Annotated in this window: 21 protein-coding genes and 1 pseudogene; 9 read left to right on the forward strand and 13 right to left on the reverse strand. The window is 60.4% G+C overall.

Annotated features, from left to right (window positions below; translation table 11 throughout):
• Positions 1–292 precede the first annotated feature (292 nt).
• A complete protein-coding gene (locus QTH87_RS25195) occupies positions 293–1,402 on the reverse strand; it encodes a DNA-binding protein (protein ID WP_286613063.1) in 1,110 nt (369 codons plus the stop codon).
• A 167-nt stretch (positions 1,403–1,569) separates the two neighbouring features.
• Between QTH87_RS25195 and QTH87_RS25200 the strand changes: the two genes are divergently transcribed.
• Together QTH87_RS25200 and QTH87_RS25205 are read left to right on the forward strand one after the other, a co-directional pair.
• On the forward strand, positions 1,570–2,712 hold the full coding sequence (locus QTH87_RS25200) for a site-specific integrase (protein ID WP_444812845.1): 1,143 nt from the start codon (positions 1,570–1,572) through the stop codon (positions 2,710–2,712).
• Positions 2,713–3,415: 703 nt separating this feature from the next.
• Positions 3,416–4,261, forward strand: a complete 846-nt coding sequence (locus tag QTH87_RS25205) for a nucleoside triphosphate pyrophosphohydrolase family protein (protein ID WP_506555333.1) — start codon at positions 3,416–3,418, stop codon at positions 4,259–4,261.
• Positions 4,262–4,317: 56 nt separating this feature from the next.
• On the opposite strand, the gene QTH87_RS25210 is transcribed toward QTH87_RS25205, so the two are convergent.
• Positions 4,318–4,566, reverse strand: a complete 249-nt coding sequence (locus tag QTH87_RS25210) for a hypothetical protein (RefSeq protein WP_286613066.1) — start codon at positions 4,564–4,566, stop codon at positions 4,318–4,320.
• Between the two features lie 48 nt (positions 4,567–4,614).
• Between QTH87_RS25210 and QTH87_RS25215 the strand changes: the two genes are divergently transcribed.
• Together QTH87_RS25215 and QTH87_RS25220 are read left to right on the forward strand one after the other, a co-directional pair.
• Positions 4,615–4,965 (forward strand): thymidylate synthase family protein, encoded by a 351-nt coding sequence (locus QTH87_RS25215; RefSeq protein ID WP_286613068.1) that lies wholly within the window; start codon positions 4,615–4,617, stop codon positions 4,963–4,965.
• A gap of 71 nt (positions 4,966–5,036) precedes the next feature.
• Positions 5,037–6,089: a uracil-DNA glycosylase gene (locus QTH87_RS25220; RefSeq protein WP_286613070.1), complete on the forward strand. Its 1,053-nt coding sequence runs from the start codon at positions 5,037–5,039 to the stop codon at positions 6,087–6,089.
• On the opposite strand, the gene QTH87_RS25225 is transcribed toward QTH87_RS25220, so the two are convergent.
• The 6 genes and pseudogenes from QTH87_RS25225 to QTH87_RS25250 all read right to left on the reverse strand — a co-directional run bounded on the left by QTH87_RS25225 (position 6,080) and on the right by QTH87_RS25250 (position 10,422).
• Positions 6,080–6,313: a hypothetical protein gene (locus QTH87_RS25225; RefSeq protein ID WP_286613073.1), complete on the reverse strand. Its 234-nt coding sequence runs from the start codon at positions 6,311–6,313 to the stop codon at positions 6,080–6,082. The two genes, QTH87_RS25220 and QTH87_RS25225, sit on opposite strands and share 10 nt — an antisense overlap.
• Before the next feature lie 209 nt (positions 6,314–6,522).
• Positions 6,523–7,851, reverse strand: a complete 1,329-nt coding sequence (locus QTH87_RS25230; RefSeq protein ID WP_286613074.1) for a hypothetical protein — start codon at positions 7,849–7,851, stop codon at positions 6,523–6,525.
• A gap of 556 nt (positions 7,852–8,407) precedes the next feature.
• On the reverse strand, positions 8,408–8,920 hold the full coding sequence (locus QTH87_RS25235; protein ID WP_286613076.1) for a hypothetical protein: 513 nt from the start codon (positions 8,918–8,920) through the stop codon (positions 8,408–8,410).
• 36 nt (positions 8,921–8,956) lie between these two features.
• Complete coding sequence (locus tag QTH87_RS25240; RefSeq protein ID WP_286613165.1) at positions 8,957–9,667, reverse strand: S1C family serine protease; 711 nt, start codon at positions 9,665–9,667, stop codon at positions 8,957–8,959.
• Positions 9,641–10,117: pseudogene (locus tag QTH87_RS25245) on the reverse strand (murein hydrolase activator EnvC family protein); the annotation flags it as partial. The pseudogene QTH87_RS25245 and the gene QTH87_RS25240, both read right to left, overlap by 27 nt.
• Positions 10,118–10,152: 35 nt before the next feature.
• On the reverse strand, positions 10,153–10,422 hold the full coding sequence (locus QTH87_RS25250; protein ID WP_286613078.1) for a hypothetical protein: 270 nt from the start codon (positions 10,420–10,422) through the stop codon (positions 10,153–10,155).
• 272 nt (positions 10,423–10,694) lie between these two features.
• Between QTH87_RS25250 and QTH87_RS25255 the strand changes: the two genes are divergently transcribed.
• Positions 10,695–11,558 carry a restriction endonuclease gene (locus tag QTH87_RS25255; protein ID WP_286613079.1) on the forward strand — a complete coding sequence of 288 codons (864 nt, stop codon included), beginning with the start codon at positions 10,695–10,697 and terminating at the stop codon, positions 11,556–11,558.
• 2 nt (positions 11,559–11,560) lie between these two features.
• Complete coding sequence (locus QTH87_RS25260) at positions 11,561–12,310, forward strand: PIN domain-containing protein (RefSeq protein ID WP_286613081.1); 750 nt, start codon at positions 11,561–11,563, stop codon at positions 12,308–12,310.
• A gap of 83 nt (positions 12,311–12,393) precedes the next feature.
• On the opposite strand, the gene QTH87_RS25265 is transcribed toward QTH87_RS25260, so the two are convergent.
• Positions 12,394–14,766, reverse strand: coding sequence for a DNA polymerase II (locus QTH87_RS25265; RefSeq protein WP_286613082.1), 2,373 nt, complete (start codon positions 14,764–14,766; stop codon positions 12,394–12,396).
• A gap of 213 nt (positions 14,767–14,979) precedes the next feature.
• Between QTH87_RS25265 and QTH87_RS25270 the strand changes: the two genes are divergently transcribed.
• Entirely contained in the window at positions 14,980–15,237 is a 258-nt protein-coding gene (locus QTH87_RS25270) for a hypothetical protein (RefSeq protein WP_286613083.1), read from the forward strand.
• On the opposite strand, the gene QTH87_RS25275 is transcribed toward QTH87_RS25270, so the two are convergent.
• Positions 15,232–15,450 carry a hypothetical protein gene (locus QTH87_RS25275; protein ID WP_286613085.1) on the reverse strand — a complete coding sequence of 73 codons (219 nt, stop codon included), beginning with the start codon at positions 15,448–15,450 and terminating at the stop codon, positions 15,232–15,234. The genes QTH87_RS25270 and QTH87_RS25275 overlap by 6 nt on opposite strands.
• On the opposite strand from QTH87_RS25275, the gene QTH87_RS25280 reads away from it, so the two are divergent.
• Positions 15,449–16,063 (forward strand): hypothetical protein, encoded by a 615-nt coding sequence (locus QTH87_RS25280; RefSeq protein ID WP_286613087.1) that lies wholly within the window; start codon positions 15,449–15,451, stop codon positions 16,061–16,063. The genes QTH87_RS25275 and QTH87_RS25280 overlap by 2 nt on opposite strands.
• 279 nt (positions 16,064–16,342) lie before the next feature.
• On the opposite strand, the gene QTH87_RS25285 is transcribed toward QTH87_RS25280, so the two are convergent.
• On the reverse strand, positions 16,343–17,719 hold the full coding sequence (locus QTH87_RS25285; protein ID WP_286613089.1) for a hypothetical protein: 1,377 nt from the start codon (positions 17,717–17,719) through the stop codon (positions 16,343–16,345).
• A gap of 653 nt (positions 17,720–18,372) precedes the next feature.
• Complete coding sequence (locus QTH87_RS25290) at positions 18,373–18,534, reverse strand: hypothetical protein (RefSeq protein WP_286613090.1); 162 nt, start codon at positions 18,532–18,534, stop codon at positions 18,373–18,375.
• Between the two features lie 621 nt (positions 18,535–19,155).
• Between QTH87_RS25290 and QTH87_RS25295 the strand changes: the two genes are divergently transcribed.
• Positions 19,156–20,133, forward strand: coding sequence for an ABC transporter substrate-binding protein (locus QTH87_RS25295; protein ID WP_286613092.1), 978 nt, complete (start codon positions 19,156–19,158; stop codon positions 20,131–20,133).
• A gap of 339 nt (positions 20,134–20,472) precedes the next feature.
• Here QTH87_RS25295 and QTH87_RS25300 read toward each other — a convergent pair whose 3' ends face one another.
• Complete coding sequence (locus QTH87_RS25300) at positions 20,473–21,930, reverse strand: patatin-like phospholipase family protein (protein WP_286613094.1); 1,458 nt, start codon at positions 21,928–21,930, stop codon at positions 20,473–20,475.
• Positions 21,931–21,951 lie beyond the last annotated feature (21 nt).

The following is a 21,951-nucleotide window of genomic DNA, read 5'->3' on the forward strand; positions in this document are numbered from 1 at the left end:
CTGCTGCACTTGGCGGCGCGACACCGACAGACCGCCATGGGCCCGAAGTCCTATTTGGATGGCGGATAGAGCAGACGTTCAACTCTTTGAAGGGAGGTTCGCTGGGGGCGGGCAGGGGGCTATGGCTGCAATGCCTTGGGACCGGCCGTCCACACCGAGGTGTCCTTGGCACTTGGATGACTGGAAACGGGCCGACTGCGTAAGTTCGCCTCCCAACTGGGAGGGACCGCAATCGCTGCAAAGCGGTAGTGCCTGGCTCCGCAACCGAGGGGCTCCGCGCGAAGGGCGTTTCCTACCTCTCAACCTTTTTGCGGCCGCGCGGTGCCTTCTCGATTCCCCCGAGCTGTGCTCCCAGTCTCTGCAAGGAGGTATTGGCCAATGCGTGGCTTGCTTGCAGCGAGGCGATCTCGCGCTCCGACTGCGTCTCGAGGCGCTCAATCTGCGAGGCGAGGTCGGTTGCTCGTTGTTCAGCGCCGGCGGCTCGCTCTCGCAGCGCTGCCAGTTCGACCTGCATCGCCTGCTCGCGGAGCGAGGAGGCCGCTGCCGCGTCCCGGTGGGCGGTCTTCGCATCCTGTAGTGCCATCTGAACAGAGCTCAGAGCGTTGCGCGCGTCCTCGGCATGAGTGGCATGCTTCTTCTGCGCCTTGTCGAGTTCCGCAGTGACCTGTCGCGCGGCCATGCGTTCGCGATCGATGTCGGAGAGAAGGCGGCGCTCGTGCGACAGATGGCGATCCTCGGCTTCGCTGGCAGCGCGTTGCTGGGCCTGCAGTTCCATGGCCGACTTCTCGCGCAGTGCCTCCTTGCTGGCGAGGGCTTCGTCGAGGGCCTTGCGCAGGCGCCGCACCTCGGCTTCCGATGCGCTGAGCAGCCGAGCCGATTCCAGCTGCTGCGCCTGCATCTGCGCCTCCATGGCCGTGACAGCCTGGCGCGAAGAGGTGAGGGCTTCATCGAGCGCGACGCGCGCCTGCTCGAAGGATGCGTGTCGTTGCTGGAGCTCCGTCTCCCTATGCGCCAGGTCAGTGCGCTCCAACTCGAGGGCTCGTCGCGTGGCTTCGGTCTGCTGGATCTGCACTTGGTCGGCCTCGCGCTGGGCGACGGTCCAGAACTGCTGTGCAGCTTGGACGATGGCCAATGGAAGCTGGTGCGCCTCGCCGCTGCTGCTTGACTGCGCCGAGTGCCGGCCGTCGCCACCCAGCCGCCGGCCGAGCGTGGCGAACCAACGCTCGAGCATCGGGCTCACGGTATTGGGCGAGCCGCTGCCGATCTTCTGGCGCACGCGCTCGATGGTCGGGCGCAGGCCCTCCTGTAGAAGCGCGTCGGCGGCTTCCCTGACTTGGGCCTCCTGGATGCCACGGCCGCTGCGGATCGGGACGATGTTGGCGCTCGAACTTCTGGGGTCCATGGTTGATCCTTGCCTGGTTTCTTGCTTTCGATAATAATAGATTATCGGAAACTATATAGAATATACGTTAGACATCATACATGGCATGTGTGATAAATAACGATAAGGCGGTTTGAAGCGAACTTCGTTGTCGCTGTCCGCCAAGGCAATGCCGCTGGAGCTCGCCCATGAAATCTGCTGAGAAAACGTCGCCGTCCCAGGTGCCCAAGGTGTCCAAGGCCCTAGTGCCTTTGAAAAGCGACCACGCGCTGCTAGATCCCAGCCAGCTGTCGGACATGGCCGAAGAAGCCGCGCACGACTTGATGGCCGAGGGCGAGTCGGACAACACGCGCCTGGCGTACCGCGCGGCCATGCGCTACTGGGCCGCCTGGTTCGGCGCGCGGTACGGACGGCAGATGGCGCTGCCGGTTGCCGTTCCTGTCGTCGTCCAGTTCATCGTCGACCACGCCCAGCGCTCGACAAAGGCGGGCCTCGAGCACCAACTGCCGCCCGAGATCGACCAGGCGCTGGTGGAAGCCGGCTTCAAGGGCAAGCTCGGGGCGCCGGCATTGAACACCCTAGTGCACCGGGTCTCGGTGCTCTCGATGGCGCACCACGTGTCCAAGCAGCCCAATCCGTGCGTCGACCCTGCGGTGAAGGCGCTCTTGAGCAAGACAAGAAAGGCCTATGCGAAGCGCAACGCCCTGCCCCACAAGCAGCGTGCGCTGACGAAAGAGCCGCTGGAGGCGGTGCTGGAGACCTGCGACGACTCGCTGAAAGGAAAACGCGACCGCGCCCTTCTCCTCTTTGCCTGGGCCTCGGGCGGGCGCCGGCGCTCGGAGGTGTCAGAAGCTGTCTTCGAGAACCTCCACCGCGGGGATGAAGGCGCCTACCTGTACACGCTGGCGAGTTCGAAGACGAACCACAACGGGAAAATCCGGGCGGAGGACGTGAAGCCAGTGGTGGGGTCGGCTGCCATGGCGCTCGAAGCTTGGCTCAAGGCGAGCGGGATCTCATCGGGGCCCCTCTTCCGGCGGATCCTCAAGAACGGCAAGTTGGGCACCGATGGGCTCTCGGGGACGGCGGTGCGGGACATCGTGAAGGCGCGGTGTGCCCTGGCGGGTGTGGGAGAGGATTTCTCTGCGCATTCGCTGCGGTCGGGGTTCGTGACCGAAGCGGGAAGGCAGAACATGCCGCTTCAGGAAACGATGGCGATGACGGGGCATCGGAGCACGGACACCGTCGCGGGGTATTTCAGAGCGGGGGCGGCGCAGGTTAGTGCGGTGGCTCGGATGATGGACTTGGGGAAACAGGACTCCGACAAGGCCTAAATGGGTCGTTCGGCCATTGAGTGCCGTACGGTCAACGTTGGAAAGCTCGTCAACCAAGCGAGCAGATCAGAGATTGAACGCGAAACGTATTTTGCTCAATCGCTGGCGCGTTTGCCATCTCAATGCTCGCGCCCAACAACCGGCGCCAGGTCCTTCGATCGGCGTCGGCAATGTTATTACGTCCGGCCTTAGCTCGCGATGCAGATGCTCGGTGCCGTAGGTCAGTCCGAGCGCGCGCTGACCCGCGGGCGCCAGAGAGAAGGCATCGCGATCGCCAAAGCTAAGGGCGTCTACAAGGGTCGGAAGCCCGTCTTGGACGAGCAGGCACGCGTGGCGCTCCGCCAGGAGGCGGTACAGGGCATTTCAAAGGTGGATATCGCACAGACGCGTGGCGCTCCCGCGCGAGCGTGTACGAATACCTGAAATCCTAAAGTTTCGGCACGCTAAGAATGCCACGTGGCCCAAACCTAGTGCATCGCAATCGGGAGCCACGATCAAATGAGGTTACGATTTGTATTGATCCTGACGGGAAGCCAGCGGGGTTCGCGTCACGCGATCGGGTCACAAGTCAAACCTGCGGGTTGCAATCAGCCTGCGCAGAAGGAGGAGCGCAGTGCGAGCGAAATCTTCAGACAGGAACAGTGCAAACCGTCAAGACGAGTTTCCTGTTTCTGCGCCCTCCACTTTTGGCGACTACCAAGCGATGGTTGAACGCACGAACGAGCGCCCTTCCAGAGCGGTCGCGTTGATGGGCCTCGTCGGAGAAGTTGGCGATCTTCACAGCATGATGAAGAAACTCCTGCTTCAGAAGGACAATCCAGCTTTTCGCGGCGAACTGCGTGAGGAGTTTGGCGATCTTCTGTGGTACCTGACGAGCCTTGCTTCGCTCTACGGTATTTCACTTGAGGAAATTGCCAAGGCGAACTCGGAGAAAGCTGAATCGCTTTACTCCAAGGGAGGCGTCAACACTTTCGATGCAGAGTTCCCCGCCGACGAACGCCTGCCAAGGCGGTTCACGGTGAACTTTTACGAGAAGCCGCTGGAACACGGGTTGTACGTGAAGGTCTCAGTGAACGATGTGGTCATCGGAGATGCACTGACCGACAACTCACATAACGATGATGGCTACCGGTTCCATGACGTTTTCCACCTCGCATATGCCGCGGTTCTTGGGTGGTCACCAGTTTGCAGATCACTGTTGAAGCGGAAACGAAAGTCGAACATAAAAGTTGACGAGGTCGAAGACGGCGCCCGAGCAAGCATCATTGAAGAAGCAATCTCTATTCTGGTTTTCAATCAAGCGGAGGAACGGGGTTGGTATGCAGACAAGGGCTCAATCGACATTGGCCTACTAAAGGCTATCCGCCGCATCTGCTCGGGGCTAGAGGTCCGGGCTTGTACCGCAAAACAGTGGCAAGACGCGATCTGTCAAGGTTATGCAGCATTCATGGAACTTAAGAAGAACGGCGGTGGTGATGTGACTGTCGATCTTGCAAGGCAACGAATCACCTATCGCTCGCCAACCGCGCCGAAAGCTCAAACGCTATGACGGTAAGTACAGTCCATGGCACAAATGCTCTGGAGGCGTGGCAAGCAGGGTGTGAGCTATTGCTTAAGTGCAACGGTGAGATAAGCAATCTCCTCACGACTATAGACCAGCCCTGCATCGCAGGCGATGAATGGCTTCAGCATCACTCGCCTGCACTTCACAAGGGCGGTGCCGACGTGGCCCGTGACGTTGCAAACACCTTGTTCCCGCAGCGGACGTACGAACGATCGGCCAACCGCACAGAGTTCTATGCACGCTATCTCAACGCCCATGATCGTGCCCACAAATGGCAGAGGGGTCGACATGCATGGGGCACCTACTTCGAGCGGCTCGTTCGATTTCCGGCGTCAGGCGTGAACCAACTCGATCGCGTTGTGGAGAAGCTGAATACCTGGCCTCAGCGGAGCACCACTGGCCTGGTGTTTCATTTGTCGTCGCCGGCGTTCGACGCGCCAAGAACGCGTGGAGGGCCCTGCCTTCAGTTCGTGGAGATTCTGTGGAACGCGAACGACACACTTGATTTCGTGGTCGTCTACCGAAATCACGACTTCTTCAACAAGGTTCTCGGAAACTACGTCGGCCTTGGTAGATTGCTCAAATTCATTTGCACGGAATCTGGCAAGCAGCCGGGCAAGCTGGTCTGCCATTCGGTCCACGCCTACCGTGACTCCACACAGCAGCAGTTGCGTGCCTTAATTCAATGACAGCTGACGCGAAAGCTCTGAAGTTCGTCGATCTCGTCAATCGCGTTGTCGCTTGCACCCGATGCCCTCGCATGGCCGACAGTGCCAGGGTTCTAGGCCCAGGCTGCGGCCCGCTAAAAGCGCCGCTTGTATTCGTTGGTGAGGCACCCGGACGCCTTGGGGCGGACGGGTCGCATCTTCCTTTTCACGGAGACAAATCAGGACATAACTTCGAGAGGCTGATCGAACAAGTCGGTATCAGCCGCTATGAGGTTTTCGTCACCAACGCAGTCCTCTGCAATCCAAAAGACGAGCGAGGGAACAATGCCACTCCTTCGCCCGCAGAGATCGCAAACTGTGCGCCGTTTCTTCGAGAGACGCTCGAACTTGTCGATCCTGCTGTCGTGGTGACACTTGGCGCTGTGGCCCTGAAAGCATGCAGCCTGCTCGAGCCGCACTCCCTGTCGCTTCGGGAGCACGTCCGGACTGCGAATGTTTGGATGAAACGAACATTGATCCCAGCCTACCACCCCGGCCAACGAGCAATGATTCACCGTAGCTTTGCGAACCAGCTTAGCGACTACCAGTACGTGGCTGAGACCCTGAGGCGGCAGAGGCAGCCAAAGCGGAAAGTATCAAGTTCCAAGCCGCGGCCCGACGCCGCCAAACTAGGAATAGTCGCTAGGCGCATCCTGGAGGGCAAAGCAGAAGGTCTGAGTTATTTTGCGCTACACAAGCTTTGCTTCCTCGCAGAACTGGCTTCGCTTGAAGCGAATGGCGAACGCATGACCAATGCCTACGTCGTTCGGCAAAAGGACGGCCCATACTTCGTTGACCTGCACGCTGCCAAGCTCCCACAACTCATAGAGGGTGTTCAGCTTCGATCGGAGGGAGGGAAATTGATGCTCGCATTGCCCAGTCAGCTCGCGCTTGAAGATGAGGCTGCCCTGACCGCGCCAGCGTTGAGCCTCAGCGACCGCGCCACAGTGGACTCGGTTCTTGAAAAGTATGGCCACTTGTCCGACGCAGAACTGAAACGAACCGTCTATCTCAGCCATGTCATGCGTGACCTACTTCGTCAGGAAAGAGCCACGGGGGCGAACCTCTACAACGCTGCCGTGCTTCCATTCAAATCTCAGACATAGATGGTCTGACGCGACGACTTCTCCGCAGCGTTCTCTAGCCATGCCGCGTCCGCAGCATCGGCCTTGGCCGTTGCGAGCATCCGGTTGACCCTGGGCACCAGCGAGTCGGGCACGCGCATCACAAGGGTTGGCTCCCGATACGGTGGGCCCGATAAGATCTCGCGGTTGTTCGACTGGCTTGAGCCGTTACGGCAGCCAAGTTGAAGCGATTCAGCGGCAGCCATGGCAATACTCCAGTCGTGTGGCTCCAAAATTAGTTGACTATCGTCGGCGGCCGTCGATCTCTGAGCTGGCGAGCCTCGCAGCAAGTTGCAAAGTCGCCGGCCGCCGCATCCGACATCGACTTGCGCGCCCTGCTGGTCCGAGATTCCCGCGCAGAAGGACTACTGCGCTAAACACAATCTAAGCCAAGTTTTGTGAGACATCGGTACGCCTAAAAGTAAACCTCTCCGGGACCCTCGTTCCAGACCACCGCATCAATCCCTGGAAAGCGGGCCTTATATTCATCGACTACCCTCTGAGATGTTTCGGGAAAGCAGACGATCACCTTCTTGCCGGTAGCCAATGCGTCTTGTATTCGTGGTCCGAGATCACCGAGGTGACTGATCATTGTTGCCGTGTCGGCGACCAGGAACAGCGTCTCACACTCGGACTTGGAAGCTAGCGCCCTCTGAAATTCTTGCGACTCGATATCGCGCGAGGCAGCCCCTACGTTCCAGTCGGGAACGGGAATGTCAAACGAACAAGGGTTTTGATCCAGGGCCACCTCTCTATTCAGTTTGAGCATCAATCGGCACTCTCGTTGCCCATTCGCTACTTGAAGCAGAACGGGAGGGCAGCCGATCAGCTCCGCGACACCACGATACGTAAAAAGCCCACCGCCCAAGAGTGTCTCCTTTGGCTTCAAGCTCTCAAGATCAAATGCGATGCCGTTGTCCCGGATTGCAACACTGTGCGAAGAAAACTCCAGTTCAGTCGTCGTGGCTCGTCCATGCTCAAAGGCGTTCAGCATGTGCTCATAGGCAAAGTCTCTTGCAGCCTGCCAAGCCTCCAGCGGCATGAACGCTGCGATCCAAGAATGCAAAAACACAGCATGCACTTTCTTAGACGTAGGCATCTTATTGAAGCCTACCTTGTCTGGCGCCAGACCAAGCTCGCCGACGGCCAGCTTTAGAGAGGTCTCAATGCCCCTCGACTGCGCAAGCTCCGCTCTGCGGATAGCAACCGTGCGCCAGTGCTTGAGCAACGGCACACTGAAGGTCTCCTCATCGGTATCAATGAGCTTGGCGTGCGCCGCGCAGCACCAGATACCGTTCTCAAATGCGCCTCTGGCCCCCTTGGACAGCGTTGAGTCGTATCGACGAGCTCCAGGCCCTGCTGCGGCAGCAGTAATATGAGCCGCTGCACCTGTTCTAGCCGAAGCCGCTCCGGACTTTTCTTTGCTGGGGCCAATCGTGCTTTTGTCGCACCCGGGGAAGGAGCATCGGTCCCCGGCCTGCTCACGCAGCTGTTTCTTCACCGCGGCGCTGAAATCGTCTCGCGCAGAGTGCGTCTTGGTCGATTTCTTTGCTGGCGGCTTGACCTGTGCTTTTGGTTGGTTTGGCATGCGGAATCGTACTTGGTTCGGCGATTCGTAGATCGTATGTGCAGCTCGACGTTGCTCAGAGGAGAAAAAAGGATGAGCCAAATTGATGTCGGCGCCAACGCGCGCGTCGCGGTGCTTGTTGATTGCGACAAGACCACGCCGGAGGTTCTTGAACATGCGCTGCGTGCAGTCATCACGGTTGCCGAGGACCTAGGCTGCGAGCGCTCGGTCGTCAAAAGGCCATGCCGCCGGACTCAGAGAGCCTACTCGCGCGGTACGCAGCGGCGGGCATCACATTGATCCCCAACCATTGCCCTGAATTGTGGAAAGCGAAGGATGGCGCGAGACCGGCCGCCTGTACCTGATTCGGCCCAAAGCCAAACTGCCAAGCGCCGATAGCTGGAGGGTCTTTCCTGCGGCCTGAAGCCGCTGCGATGAACAAGGAGTCCGATCGTCCATGCAAGCCCATCCACCCTTCCCGCTTGTCCCCGTGTTTGGGCATCGCTGCGCACTAACAAACTAAGTCCTCGTCTGATGCTCGTCGATGTCTGCAGGCTGCGGTAGACCGCTCTGCAACAGCCCCTGCGGCCAAACGTTCTCGCCAGTGACCGGCAGGAACGGGCCATCAACGCAGCTCTCAGGCACGCCGGACTTCCGTTCTAGGCTGGTTACAGCCACCCAACAACTTTAGTCTTTTAGGAGTGACCATTGTATGACCCGATAGACCCCGGATTCACGTTTGATCGAGGAACCTAAGCATCTCGGCCTTCATGTCCTCCAGCGTGATTCGCATGCGTTTCATCGACTCCTTCGAGATGGGGTCGATCCGCTGGCTAAAGTCGCTCCAATAGTCCGCCTTGAGGTACATGCGGTAGGCAAGGTCCTGGTCAAACTTGTATACCGCTGCCGATGCATTGCTCCAAAGCTTGTCAAGTGACTTGCTTCCTACCCCCGCCTTGTTCCCTGCTAGGTAGTCCTCGGTTGCTGCAATTGCGATGTAGATCGTCCTTGCCACTGCCCGTTTTGGATGATCCCCTCCCCCATCGGGCGCTTGGACTTCGCTAGTGAAGATCTTACGAACTTCCACCGCAACCTGCACGAACGTTAGTGCCAACTGAGCGACGACCAATGGGTCCGGGTTCATCATTGCCTCTTTCGCTTGTGAAGTCCGGTGTCCAATGGTGGCAGCCGAGACCTGATGCGCTTTTGCCGAATAGTGAAGGCCGAGGTGGTCGATTTCTGTCAATCGCACCGCGAACTCAGGTCTGCCTAGTGGTGCAGCTCAATTGGAGCATCTCACCAGGTTCGTGAAAGGCTTCGCAACGTCCGCCACATCCGCCGTCGAAAGCGCCCGCCCCATTGGGGCCGAGCCGTACTTGACACCATTTGCATTCAGAAAACCACGAAGCGCGTCCAGTGAAATCGCGAAATTGAGGTTCTGGGGAAGATCCCCCGTAACTGCCGCAAACTTCAGGCCAAGCTTGCTCACAACGACGCCGATCACGTTTCCGCTCTGATCGAGCACCGGTCCTCCGCTGTTGCCCGGTTGAACGGCCGCCGAGATCTGGATAAACCGAGTATCACTTCCCATTCCAGAAAGCGCCGTGACGTTCCCCGCGGTCACTTGCGGTCCGTCACCAAGGATGCCCGCGAATGGGAATCCCAAAACGGTGACTGGTTCCCCCTGCCGCAAACGGCCGTCTCGCAGGCGAGCAACGCCTGGCTGCGAAACCGTCTCGAGTAGTGCAAGGTCATTCGTCTTGTCGATGGCCCGCACCTTGGCAACTCCCCGGTCGTCCACGTTGATTGACTTGCAGCCATTCACCACGTGCGCGTTGGTGACCAAATACTTGTCGGTGACGGCGAAACCCGAGCCGGTTGTAGGCCCTTCTGAAGTCGCCGGTGGCTTAGCTGCCGGCGCCTTCGCAGCGGGTGCCGCCGGCTGGAACGCTGTGGGCGCCTGGTAAAGGTAGGGATTCGGGTCTACGCTCACGCCTTTGCGACGCACTTCAAAGTGAAGTTTCACCCGATCCGCGTCGGTGCTGCCCATCCGCCCGATGGTCTGCCCCTGCGCAACCGCCTCCCCTTCCCGGACCAAGAGCGCGTCGTTATGCGCGTAAGCTGTGAGGTACACATCGTCGTGCTTCACGATGACCAGATTGCCGTAGCCGCGCAGCCCAGCCCCCGCGTATACGACTCGCCCATCGCCTGCAGCTACAACGGGGTCCCCCCGTTTGCCAGCGAAATCAACACCCTTGTTCCTCTGTCCGTCGAACCCAGCAATGATTGGTCCGGTCGAGGGCAGACCAAACGCTCGATCGACCGGAGCGCCAGCGGCGCTGGGCTGAGGTTGCACCGGGCGCGGTGCCTCTGATACCCGAGGTGGCGCAACACAGGCCGTGAGAGCGAGAGCCGACGCCAATGCGAGTGAAGCTGGCCCTGCGCCAAAGCGCCCCCGCCCGGGTGTTTGGTGTTGACTCATGACATGGCCCTGGTGTAGCGAATCCGGCGATCGTACCGCCTTGGGGACCTTGTTGCTAAGCGGCAAAGCGACTGCTTGCCGTCTTCGCCGTACGAGTGTTGAATGACAGCCAAGTCGCCGAGCTTTGACGCGACGATGCGGCATAGACCATCAGCTTCGTTTTCAACGCAACGGGACTTGATGTTCAATTTTGGCAACGACTTGGTTTTATGCGCATGCTGATCGCCAACATCACCGTACTGGCGCGGCGCCATGGAGCGTTTCATCGCGCCAATACATCGAATCTTTGCGCCGCCCGATATCAACTCTGCGAACAGGTCAAAGAGCACCGTTACCCATCGCGAACCGCAGATTGTCTAGATGGAGGCGCAAGGCGTACCCAAGACCAGCATCGCTGAGACTCTCGGCATCTCGCGCGCGGGGGTCTAGGCGTGGCCGGCAACTTGCGCCTTCCGTGCGGTATTGCTCGATTGCTCTGTCGTTGGGCGGCATCGCAACAAGCTCTGCGGGCAGAATCGCGCGAACTAACGGATCGCAAATGGCCCGCCGCAAGAAATGCAGTCCTGTTGAAGACCTGATCGACTTGGTCGCTTTGCTTCCCTGGTACATGGGCGTCGTGCTCGCCGTCCTTGGCTACCTTGTCCTTCATCGAATAGCAGAAGCGCCTTTGTTGGCGCTCAAGCCTGGTGAAGTCAGCGGTGCGATGGTGGGAGCGGTCTGGCGCGGTCTGGCGTCGGCTGGCCAATTCGTTGTTCCGCTCGTATGCGTGGCCGGCGCAGCAATTTCGGCCTGGCGGCGCCACATGCGTAGGTCGTTGATCGACAGCGCGACGCGTTCCACAGCCCCCGACGTCCTGGACGGGATGAGCTGGCGCGAATTTGAGATCCTCGTGGGAGAGGGATTCCGCTCGCAGGGCTACAGCGTCGCAGAAAACTTCAAGGGTGGCCCGGACGACGGCGTCGATCTGGTCCTGCGCAGGAGCGGCGAGCTGTACCTGGTGCAGTGCAAGCAATGGCGCGCGTTCAAGGTCGGCGTGCCCGTGGTGCGGGAGCTGTACGGCGTCATGGCCGCGAGGGGCGTGGCGGGTGGGTTTGTCGTTACCTCCGGTCGATTCACCTCGGAGGCCGAAGAATTCGCCAGCGGGCGCAACGTCCAGTTGATCGATGGTCCGCAGCTTCATAGGCTGCTCAAACAGGCCAGGGGCGCTTCCAGCGCAAAACACGCCGAGCCTGCTGGCGCTGCGACGGGGGCCACAGATCAGGCGTCCAGCACGACGAAGGCAGCGCCAAGCTGTCCGAGGTGCACGCAGACAATGGTCCGACGTACCGCAAAAAAAGGTGCGAACGCGGGCCATGACTTCTGGGGCTGCGCGGACTACCCCCGTTGCCGCGGCACCGCCTGAGCATGACGGCCGGCGTCCATTTGCTGGTGGATCTGGAGAACGTGCAGCCATCTCCGAAAGAGGCGGAAGGATGGCTTGGCGACGCGGGACAGGCGTGGATTTTCTACGGCCCGCACCAGCTCAAGCGCAAGGCCGGCTTCGAGCGCGAAAGCCCCCGATCGACGCTCATTCCGATTTCACGCACCGGTGCGAACTCGCTGGACTTTCACCTGGTGTTCTATCTCGGGTATTTGGCGGCGAAGCATCCCAACTGCAAGTTCGTCGTTCTCGCGAAGGACACCGGCTACGGTCCACCGCTCGTGCATGCACGGACGCTTGCCTTTTCGGTCCGGCGCATGAGCGCCCTGCCCGCCCTAGCGTCTTCATCCAGCGCCCCATCGAAGACGCCGAAAGTCGTGGCGGCCAAGGCAAGCAAGCCTGCCGATGCGCCCAGGAAGGCATCGGTGCCGAGTGCGAAGCCCGCGAAGGCTGGTGAGACCGCAGTCGCCAAGAAGAGTGCGCCGCTCTCGGAACAGCTCCCCGCAAGGAAGAAGACGAAGGAGAAGCTCCCGATCGCGATGTACCGGGATCTCCTGAAGGAGCTCGAGACGCACCGGCCGAAGAGCATGTCGGCGCTCGAGCGGCATATCCAGACGAAATTTGGGCCCTCACCGGTGCCCCATAAGGTGCAGCTGCTCATCGATCACCTCCTGACCAGCGACGTGATTCACGTGGCGAACAGCAAACTCGGCTACGGTCCTGCGAAGACCTGAGCTCGATCCAGGCGAGCGAAGACCTGAGCTCGATCCAGGCGGGGTTTGAGGATCAGGCATGGGATCGACCCTCTCCAGGACAACTAGAAGAGCGCTTGCTGCGAAGTCGTCAGCGCGCTGAAACTCTCCCCCAGGGGCTGGAGGATCGCATCGGCGATCGGCTGGAGTTGCTTGCTCAGATAGTGTTCGTAGTCGATCGGGGACTGGCGCGCTTCCATGGGCTCCGGCCCGTTCACGGTCATGACGTACCGGATCCAGCCCCCGTTCTGGTACTGCCTGGGCCTCTGAACGCGATCGTTGTGTTCGTCCGCAATGCGGGCGGCGCGAACTTGCGGCGGCACGTTGACTTGATAGGCATCGAGCCGATGGCGAAGGCGTTTGCGGTAGATGAGCAGGTCGTCCATCGTGCCCGCGAGCGTCGCCTGCGCGAAGTCGGTTACGAACGCCTGGTACGGCTCGTCGTGGAAGACGCGTGAAAGCAGCCCCTCCTGGAACTGTCGCGCCAAAGGGGTCCAATCGCTGCGGGCCATCTCGAGCCCGCGGTAGATCATCTCCTCGTTCCCCTTGGCATCCATGCTCAGGCCGGCGTAGCGTTTCTTGCTGCCCACCTCCGAACCTCGAATGGTGGGCATGAAGAACTTCTTGTAGTGCGTGTCGAACTCGATCTCGAGGTGGTTGTCCAGGCCCTGTTCCTCGCGAAGGGTTCGCGTCCACCAGGCATTGATGTCTTTCACCAGATTGGCGGCGATGGCATGCGCTTCCTCGTTGCCGTGGGCGCGCTTGAGCCAGATGAAAATGGAGTCGGTGTCCCCGTAGATGGCCTCGAACCCCCGCTTCTCTACGAATGCCCGTGTGAGCTTCATCATCTCGTGGCCGCGCAAGGTCACGGCGGACACGACCTCGGGATTGAAGAAACGGCAGTCGGCCGCGCCGAGCACCCCGGCGAACGAGTTCATGAGCAACTTCAGGGCTTGCGACAAGGGCTCATTCCTGACTCGCTTGGCTTCGTCCCGGGCGCGCCAGAGGGTGGTGACGATTTCGGGCAGGCAATGCGTTTCGCGCGAGAAGACGGTGCCTCCAGGGCCCTGGACGACCTGGGTGGGGTCCTGGGCCTTGGCACCCTCGACGAAGCCCACCGGGTCCACGAGGAAGGTTCGAATGATCGAAGGGTAAAGGCTCTTGTAGTCGAGCACCACGACGGAGTCGTAGAACCCCGGCTTCGAGTCCATCACGTAACCGCCGGGAAAGGCCTTGCTGGCAATCTCGCCGACGTTCGGCGCGACGTATCCGAGCCGATGCATCCGCGGCAGGTAGTGATGGCTGAACGCAGCGATGGAGCCGCCGAAGTGGTCCGCCTGCAGGCCTGTGGTCTGGGCCCGCTCCAGCACGAATGGCAGCAGCTGCGCCTTCTCGAAGATGCGCAGCACCAGCTCACAGTCGCGGATGTTGTAGGTGGCCAGGGCGGGCCTGTCCTCCTGGTAGCGGCGCTCGATCTCCGCCATCTTGTCGTAGTCGTCGCCGATCGCCTTGCCTTCGCCGAGCAGCGTCTGGGAAACGGTCTCGAGGCTGAAGGACGCAAAACTCCAGACCGCGGCCTTGAGCGCATCGATGCCGTCGATGATCACGCGGCCGGGCGTCGGTGCAAACAGGTAGCCCTGCTTGCCCGGGTGCGTGCGCCACTCGATCGGTCGGCGCTCCCGCCCCAGAAGGAGTTGCAGCCCGCAGTCGTCGGCCGTCTTCTGAAGCACCCGGAGATCGAACTGGATGACGTTCCAGCCGATGAGGAGGTCGGGGTCGTTCCCCTCGAACCAGTCGTTCAGCCGCTCGATCATGTGTCTGCGGGTCGGGCAGTAGATGAGCTCGAAGCCCAGGGACTCCCCCGGCTCACGCGGTGGTTCGCCCAGCATGAAGACAACACGCTCACCTGTGCCGTCCAGCGCGATGGAGTAGAGCTCCTCGTGCTGGCTGGTTTCGATGTCCAGGGACACCACCGTCAGCGTCGGGCGGTAGTCGGGCGCAGGCTTCAGCTTGCAATCGACGATGTGGGAGCCGTCCCTCTTCCCCCCTTCCACCAGGACGCCAGCGGTGAGGAACCGCTCCATGAGGTAGCGGTCGTGGGGGCGCACGTCGGCTTCGAGCACGCGAATCCCTTGGGGCTGGAGCGCGCGCGCCAACTGGCCCAGTTGGCGGAAATGCTTCGCATAGACACCGAAGACCGCTGACTGCTGGAACGTCTTGAGTTCGAGCGCGTCAACCCGCAGACCGGGCATGCTTGCTATCTGCGCGTCAACGGCGGGCCTGTGGACGGTTTCGACGAAGGCCACCGAGATCTGGGACGTCAAAAGCACCTTCATGGGACCGGCGTCCGTTGCCAGCCAGTACTCGATTTCGGTACCGGTCGGGGCGTCGCGCCAGCGGCGTGTGAGGATGAATCCCTTGAGTTCGGGGGATGGCATAGGAGCCTGGAGGATCGGGAGGGCTGGGCGAGAGGCTGGGGGAGTGGAGATTTTCGCCGGGTATTGTTCGCTGTCCGACTCCAGGATCCACCGGGGCAGCCCCACGCCGCCTTCGCGCTGGGCACGGAGGGAACCTCGAGGTACTCGCACAACCGCGCCGGCTAGATCAAGTGGACCTCTAGGGACGGCCCGGCGTTCTAAATCGACGGCATCGTGGAACCCTACCTTCGCGATGAAGACGCCATGCGGGAGGCGCAGGCCTCCAAGATTGGGCGCCGCCAAATTCCTGCCGACAAGCACATCGCCAAGGCGTCATTGACCCTGCAGAGGATGCCGCCGGCCCAAGCGAAGACACCCGCTGCCATACCGCCAGAGCTGCTCGCGGACCTGAACGCAAAGTCAGTTTTCAAGGGCCATGCGACTTTGTTCCTCGCGCTCAACGGGAGCTCCGTCAACAATTCAAGTTCATGAAAAGCAATGGAGACGTTGGATCGTGCCTGGGAATACAAAGAGTCTGGAATTGAGGCGCGGTAGCGTCGCCGTCATCGCAGCTGCATTGGCGATGAGCGGCTGCAGCACCATGGTCACATACTCGGGGAAGGCGAACACTCCTGTCCAGACCATCAAGTACACGCAGGGCGTGGGGAGCCTGATCGAGAAGAACGAGGTGCAGGAGATCTTCATGTACCCGACATTCAAGATGCAGGGCCCAGCGATGCCGACCTTTACCATCGGCTATGCGAACAACGCTCGCGAGCCCGTCAACTTTACGACCGACAATGTCAAAGCGTACTTCCGCGGCCAGCCTGTGCCGATCTATACCTACACGGAACGCGTCGCAGAAATCAAAAGCGAAAAGCAGAGCAAGCAGATCGCACTCGCCATTGCTGGTGGACTAGCTGCCGGAGCGGCTGCCTATGGCGCATCCCATCGAACGTACCAATCGAACTACAACGGCTATGTGGCGGGCCGTGGCGGGGTGACGACGTTCTACGGAGCGAACACCGTTCGGGTCTATGACCCTCTGGCGGGTATTGTCGCCGGCGCTGCCGTGGGTGGCGCGACCGGCTTGGGGATCCAGCAACTCGAGTTCAATGCGCAGAATCAGGAGCAGGCGGCCAATTCGATACTGCAGGCAAATACTGTGGATCCTCTCCACATGGTATCGGGCGAACTGATCCTGAAGGGGTGCTGCGATCCGTATGCGCAGTCCAACGACACGATCCGATTCGAGGTCACGGCGAACGGAAAGACATCGGTGTTTGAGTTCGATCGAACGAAAGTCACATCTCGGTAGGTGGGGTGCGACTCCGGCCTGAACCGAGGCCAAGCCTGTTGGCCGGAAGGTCCAGTTCGACGGCTAGGACCGAGCGCGTGCTTCAGACTGGCTGCTGTCCTACGGCGCCCTCAGTCCTAAGGACCGCTTCATGGTGGGTTGCGGAAGCAAGCGTGGGATTTCGACCACGTAGTCCGCTGGAGCCTGACTGCCGTTTTCCAGGCATGGCAGTCCGAATCAAAGCTGCTGATACATGCGGCCGATCAGCAGTTCGATGAGGCAGCTCTAGCCTTGGTGCGCTCAGACGCTCTTGGCTCCCGCCGCTCTAGATGCAGCGGGCTTACGGATCTTGTCGGTTGCGTTCTGCCTCTCGAGGGTCGCCGAGAAGGTCATGAGTACGGCCGACAGCAATTGCACGCTGAAGCCAGCCAAGATTGCGAGTGTGAAGGGCGTTCCGGAGACGTGCTGAACAAAGTCAGAAGAACTTCCGGGTCCCGTGGCTGAGAACCAGCCGATGATGACGCCGAAAGCGCCTCCCACGGCAATGCGGACCGCCATGTAGCCTGGAGAGAGCTGTGCGGAACGCGTATTGTTGATGATTGCATAGATGATAGAGATAGTCGCGCCCAGCAATCCACCAATCATCGGCAGAAACAGTACTCCGATGATAAACAGTTGGTCCTGAAGCACATGCACTGCGTGAATCGCCGAGGCAGGGCGGTACGAGCCAACTCTAATATCTAGGGTCTGTGCTAGACAGAAGTCGTCGAATTTGTCGAGTGCCGCCAGCAGGAACTGCTGATTTCCTTTGCCGTACAGCGCTCGAACGGGTGCGTCGTTGTACGGTTTGCAGTTCTTTTCGTTGATTAGGGCGACATTCTCGTAGACTCCCTCGAGCGTGCCGCCAACGGAGGGCGCCGATACAGGCATTGAAGCGTGCTTGCTCCCAATTTGGAGGGGCGTCTGAGATATGACGGCGTTTTGGGGGGGCTGTGCCGGCCCGAACAGTTCAAACCACACAACATTAATAATCTGATTGACAATGCCGACTTCATCGACGCTAGCAGTCACGCCGTACTCCCCGAGTGGAGGCTGAGATCGACGCTGGCTTGATGCCGCTGTGCGAGCCAAGATTCGGTTTGCACTGTCGAACATGAGCGCAACTTCGTGATGCGCTTTCAAGTACTGGCCGTAGTACGCTGACTTTGGATCGCGGAGCGCTCCTTCGCTGATTATTCGTCGAAGTTCTGTCAGTTTCTGCAGTGGATTTTGCGTATTGATCCGGGTCAGTTGCGCAATGTTGTCGTTAAGGTTTTGAACAACAACGAAGCCAATCACGGCGAAGCCTATGAGGATAATCGCAAAGAGGGCTGTCGTGATCTGGCGGACGCCTCCCCAGCGACTGGAGTAGAGCTTGGAGTGAACGTTTCTAAGCTCGTCTATAGAAACTTTCTCCGATAAGTTCAACGCTTTGCTGTACTGAACACTCAAGATTGAGTAGGCCTTTAAAGCCTCGCTGGTTCCACGATTCCTGACTGCGAGTTCGATCGCGTCCCCAAGCGCAGTGTCAAGTAGCCTTCCGCTGTCTGCCAGATGCCTTTGCACAAGCTGTGCATCTGCGATGAGGCGGCCGAGTTCGGCGTCCAACTCGTCAATGCTGCTGAAATCAGCGCTCATACACCGCTATCCAGCTGAGCCAAACATCGGGCCCTGAGGGGTATTGCAGAAGCAGCGAGTTCCCACGGGAACCGCTCCCGGCAGGTAGCACCAGACGTACGAAGTGAAGCAGATTGTTCCGGGATAGTGGGGCGGAACTTGTGGCGCCGCTGGCATAGCAGCCAAGGTTGGCGCCAAAGCGACGATTCGCGCTAGCCGGATGAGAGTATTTGTCATCATCCCTCGCCAAAGTAAGGTGAACATCTGCCGATCACGGTGTTCTGCCGTGGAGAGGAAATCTATAGCTGTAATGAACCCGCTACATCATCAATACTGATGATGCTGCCAACAGACGCTGCTGGGAGAGACCGACAGCTTGTCTAACCTCATGGAGGTCAATGATTCCCAAATCGATGGTCGAGTAAGTTCGCGAGAGGGACCACTATGCCTGAGCAATTGGCGGATTCGATCTCCGAGGCGCGGAGCAACACTGACGCGCTTTGAAAGGCAGCGCAGCGCCCACTTGCAGTCCTTCGCGCCCATCATTTGCAGGACCGTTAGCGCTGCGGAGCCGAATTCGGCAGACGGTGTTGCCTTGCCCGACGACGGTGAGAGCCTCGCCGAGACCGCTCCCCCATCCAGGACCGCACGTCGTCTTCGTCCACGTTTGTAATTCAGACCAAGTGGAAAACCGCTCCGTTCGCCGCCGGCTGCCCCTGCGCCTTCTCGTAGACGCGGATGACGCCACGCAGCCGCTCGCACTCGCGCTCCAGGGCCGCGACCCAGGCGCGGGCGTGCTGGGCTTCGTTGTAGGCATGCGTATGGAGGGCGGCCATGCCCCAGCGGCTCTCGAACCAAAGGGCAAGGTAGACCGCCCGGGGTGCGTTACCGCTGGCCTAGTAGCGCTGCAGCGTCCTAAAGCTCACCCCCAGGTGCCGAGCAATTTTTCTTCGGGGTTCGACCTGGTCGTCGAGCAAGTAAGCCAGGGGCGGCAGCCGAGCGAACGAGGGGGCGAGGAAGGGCATGACGAGGCTCCTGCAAAAGGTCCCAAACGTGCGAAGCCCGGCGATCCCGACCCCGCCAAGGCCGCGACAGTTTGTCGCAGTCCCATGCCACCCCGCGGCGCCTTTTTCTTCTTATGCCGAGCGGGCTTTTCCCGGGCATGCAGATCATGCGAAGCCTCAAATCCCCCCGGGGGCTGCATCCTAACTCCTACTACCCTCCTCGCTCAGCCGCGTTTTCCCAGCAGCCTTTTGCGGGTGCGCGCCGCGAATGAAATGAACATAGTTGAGACGAGTCCAGAGCAGCATTCCCGCTGCCAAGCGCACCCACCTACCTAGGCGCGTCGATCTCGGACGGATGTGCGCCTGCGCCGCGGGATTGGCTGACGTCGCAATTGAAGCCGTCCTCCAGTCATGCACTTGACCGTGCGTCAACGGCGCCGTCAAATTGTCGGCATGCACCGTCGTCTTGCTGTCTCGGCGATCGCGGCTTTTGGGGCCACAGGCGCCGGAGCGTTGCTCGCGCAGAGCGCTGCGGTCGCCATGCCGCGCGTTGGGGTGCTGCTTTTCGGCGCTCCGCCAGTGGGCTCCGAGCCATATCCCATCGCCAGGGGACGGCGCCGGTTGTTGGAGCTGGGCTATATAGAAGGCCAGAACATCGAGCTCGTGATTCGCCATGGCGCTACGCCTCGTCAGTTGGCGGACCATGCAAGCGACCTTGTTCGATCGAAGGTCGACGTCATCTTTGCGGGAGGCCCATTGCCTTTGGATGCGGCACGCGAGGCGACACTCCGGATTCCCATCGTTGCGATTGCCGGCGGCGATCCAGTTCGAGATGGATGGGCAAGATCGTTCGCTCGGCCAGGTGGCAACGTCACGGGCTTGACGGTCACCTTTCCCGAAGTAGTCCGAAAACAATTCGAACTCCTTCGACTGGCGGTACCCGGCATCGAGAAAGTTGCCGTTCTGCTACCCGGCAAAGGCACGGATCGCGCCGAGATGGAGGGCATCGCGCGTGATATTCAGCTGGAGTTGCTCGTTCTGGAAGCCGGTGACCTGGAAGGCATGAAATCGGAACTGGAACGCGCAGTACGCGCTGGTGCGCAGGGACTCGTCGGTAGTGGCGGCAACTTTCTTCTTGAGCATCGCGTCGTGTTCGCCGAACTCGCGATCAAGTACAGCTTGCCCTCGATCAGCGTGCTGACTCAGGTAGCCGAAGCGGGCTTTCTGATGAGCTACGGCGTTGACCTCGAAGCCTTGGGCCGTCGAGCGGCTGACTATATCGACAGGATTCTTAAGGGCACCCCACCAGGAGAGCTGCCTATCGAACGTCCAACTGACTTTCAGTTTGTGATCAACCGCAGAACGGCTATGACGCTCAATCTGTCGCTGCCGCAGTCGCTGTACATACGGGCAAATCGAGTCATCGGATAGTGCCACTTTTCGACAGAAAGAGATGGACGCCGATAGCCCCGTCGATCTTGTCCGTTCGTTTCGGCAGTTCCTTCGGATAGATGTCGGCTTCCATCGACGCCGTGAACGCGACGTCTGCTCGCAGAATCGCATCAAGGATCCAATGACTGTTGACTCGTATGGGTCCGTGTTGTCCGCAATGGCACGAACGAAGTGCTCGAGTTGTTACGGGTCATGAGGCGGTCTGGTAAGGAGATCAGCTGCAGGTGGACGTTCCGTCCGGCGACAACGTCGTTTGCAGAGCGGAAGGTTACGTGAAGGTCCTGGACTGACCTTAACCTCCGTCACGTCGTTGCTCTGTCAAGGTTGCGACTTGACCAATTGGATATTGGCAGGAGGTGCACCGCTCACCGTACCGCCCACATCCTTGAGAAGACGCTTGAACTCTGGCGACTCCGAGATGATCGTACCGGCCGCCGCACGCAGCCGGTCGACCGCCTGGTCAGGCAGCACGAAGCTCGTCGGCTGCTGGTTCAGATAGTCGAGTTCCGACTTGTCCTTCAGCGCCGAAAATGAGACGTCCACGGCATAGATCTCGGCATTGGGACCCCGCGTGATCGCGGCGAGCGCCGGGTCGTTGCCGACGGCCGCGGATTGCCGGATCTGACGCATCGTCTTCCAGCGTGCCGCCATGTCGCGCAGCAGCTCCACCGCTTCGAAAGAATTGCGGTCGATCGGCACGCCACTCGACTTAAGCAGGATCTCCACGCTGCCGGGCGGCGATTCGGACTCGTCCCACTTCGTCGGCGGAACCGATAGCGAGTTGACGATGAAGACGACGATCCGCTTGGCGCTGTCGAGTTGTGTCGGAACGCCCGCTTCCTGCATGGCCTCGAGCACCTCGAGCGCATCAAGCACGCCGCGCATGCCGACGTTGTCCGACACGCCACCGTCGACGAGGTGGATGTAGGGCCGCGCCTTGCTGTCGCCGAAGTCGCCAAGCGACTTGAGCGAACGGATCGCGCGCGCGGCCGGTCGCGGCGGATTGTCGGTGTCGATGAAGCGCTTGACCCACGGCGGCTGCGCCTGGTTGCAGTTACCGCCGTAGTTATTGAGCGTGACCGGCGATAGCACCACGGGCACCGCCGAAGATGCAGCGGCGGCGCGCGAGAGCGGGATGGCTTCGAGGTCGGAGCACAGCACGTCGAACATGCCCTGCTGGAACACCACCCGGGAACCGCTCGAGATGTCGGTGGCCGAGGCCAGGATCAGTGGCCCCTTCCCGCGGTTCAGGTCGCCGAACGTGGCGCCATGGAAGAGCACTTCGTCATACAGCTCGGAAGCGAGTTCGGAACGGCCCCACGCCCGGGAGGAAAGCCGGGCCCAGTTGCCGGGATTGAGCGAGCGCGAGACGATCGCGCCCTGCACGTCGCGCTTCAGGAAGCGCTGCTCGTAGTCGTCGAAGAGCTTGTCGCCGTAGAGACCGTAGGCCAGCGCCGTGAAGCTGCCGCCCGACACGCCCGTGATGACGTCGACCTGGTCAAGCAGCCGGCCCCTGCCCTTCGGCGTCACGATCTCGGTCCTTCGCAAGTATTCGAGGACGCCGTACGAAAACGCGGCCGCGCGCGTCCCACCGCCCGAGAAGGCGAGGATGACAAGCGCATCCTTGTCCTTCACCTCGGCTTGGCGCGTCTCGAAGCGGTAGCCCTTGTTCGGATCGGCTTGAGCGATCGGTGGATTGACCGGGCGAACTGCACAGCCAGCGAGCAGAATCAGCGCGCCTGCGAGCGTCGTCTGAAAGATGAGGCGTTTGGCCATGGAAATGTCCTTCTGGCAGCG

Source organism: Variovorax jilinensis, from assembly GCF_030316885.1.
GTDB classification, from domain to species: domain Bacteria; phylum Pseudomonadota; class Gammaproteobacteria; order Burkholderiales; family Burkholderiaceae_C; genus Variovorax; species Variovorax jilinensis.

Excerpts from the sequence above, each read along its gene's own strand:
- QTH87_RS25285 (WP_286613089.1), bottom strand. The coding sequence starts at position 17,719 with ATGAGCGCTGATTTCAGCAGCATTGACGAGTTGGACGCCGAACTCGGC.
- QTH87_RS25300 (WP_286613094.1), bottom strand. The coding sequence starts at position 21,930 with ATGGCCAAACGCCTCATCTTTCAGACGACGCTCGCAGGCGCGCTGATT.
- QTH87_RS25255 (WP_286613079.1), top strand. The coding sequence starts at position 10,695 with ATGGCCCGCCGCAAGAAATGCAGTCCTGTTGAAGACCTGATCGACTTG.
- QTH87_RS25260 (WP_286613081.1), top strand. The coding sequence starts at position 11,561 with ATGACGGCCGGCGTCCATTTGCTGGTGGATCTGGAGAACGTGCAGCCA.
- QTH87_RS25230 (WP_286613074.1), bottom strand. The coding sequence starts at position 7,851 with ATGTTCAAGAACCTCCGGCGTGGTCTTGTCGCAATCAACAAGCACCGC.
- QTH87_RS25280 (WP_286613087.1), top strand. The coding sequence starts at position 15,449 with ATGTACCCGACATTCAAGATGCAGGGCCCAGCGATGCCGACCTTTACC.
- QTH87_RS25250 (WP_286613078.1), bottom strand. The coding sequence starts at position 10,422 with ATGAAACGCTCCATGGCGCCGCGCCAGTACGGTGATGTTGGCGATCAG.
- QTH87_RS25200 (WP_444812845.1), top strand. The coding sequence starts at position 1,570 with ATGAAATCTGCTGAGAAAACGTCGCCGTCCCAGGTGCCCAAGGTGTCC.
- QTH87_RS25295 (WP_286613092.1), top strand. The coding sequence starts at position 19,156 with ATGCACCGTCGTCTTGCTGTCTCGGCGATCGCGGCTTTTGGGGCCACA.
- QTH87_RS25210 (WP_286613066.1), bottom strand. The coding sequence starts at position 4,566 with ATGTCGACCCCTCTGCCATTTGTGGGCACGATCATGGGCGTTGAGATA.
- QTH87_RS25195 (WP_286613063.1), bottom strand. The coding sequence starts at position 1,402 with ATGGACCCCAGAAGTTCGAGCGCCAACATCGTCCCGATCCGCAGCGGC.
- QTH87_RS25275 (WP_286613085.1), bottom strand. The coding sequence starts at position 15,450 with ATGAAGATCTCCTGCACCTCGTTCTTCTCGATCAGGCTCCCCACGCCC.
- QTH87_RS25220 (WP_286613070.1), top strand. The coding sequence starts at position 5,037 with ATGGCCGACAGTGCCAGGGTTCTAGGCCCAGGCTGCGGCCCGCTAAAA.
- QTH87_RS25290 (WP_286613090.1), bottom strand. The coding sequence starts at position 18,534 with ATGGCCGCCCTCCATACGCATGCCTACAACGAAGCCCAGCACGCCCGC.
- QTH87_RS25205 (WP_506555333.1), top strand. The coding sequence starts at position 3,416 with ATGGTTGAACGCACGAACGAGCGCCCTTCCAGAGCGGTCGCGTTGATG.
- QTH87_RS25225 (WP_286613073.1), bottom strand. The coding sequence starts at position 6,313 with ATGGCTGCCGCTGAATCGCTTCAACTTGGCTGCCGTAACGGCTCAAGC.
- QTH87_RS25265 (WP_286613082.1), bottom strand. The coding sequence starts at position 14,766 with ATGCCATCCCCCGAACTCAAGGGATTCATCCTCACACGCCGCTGGCGC.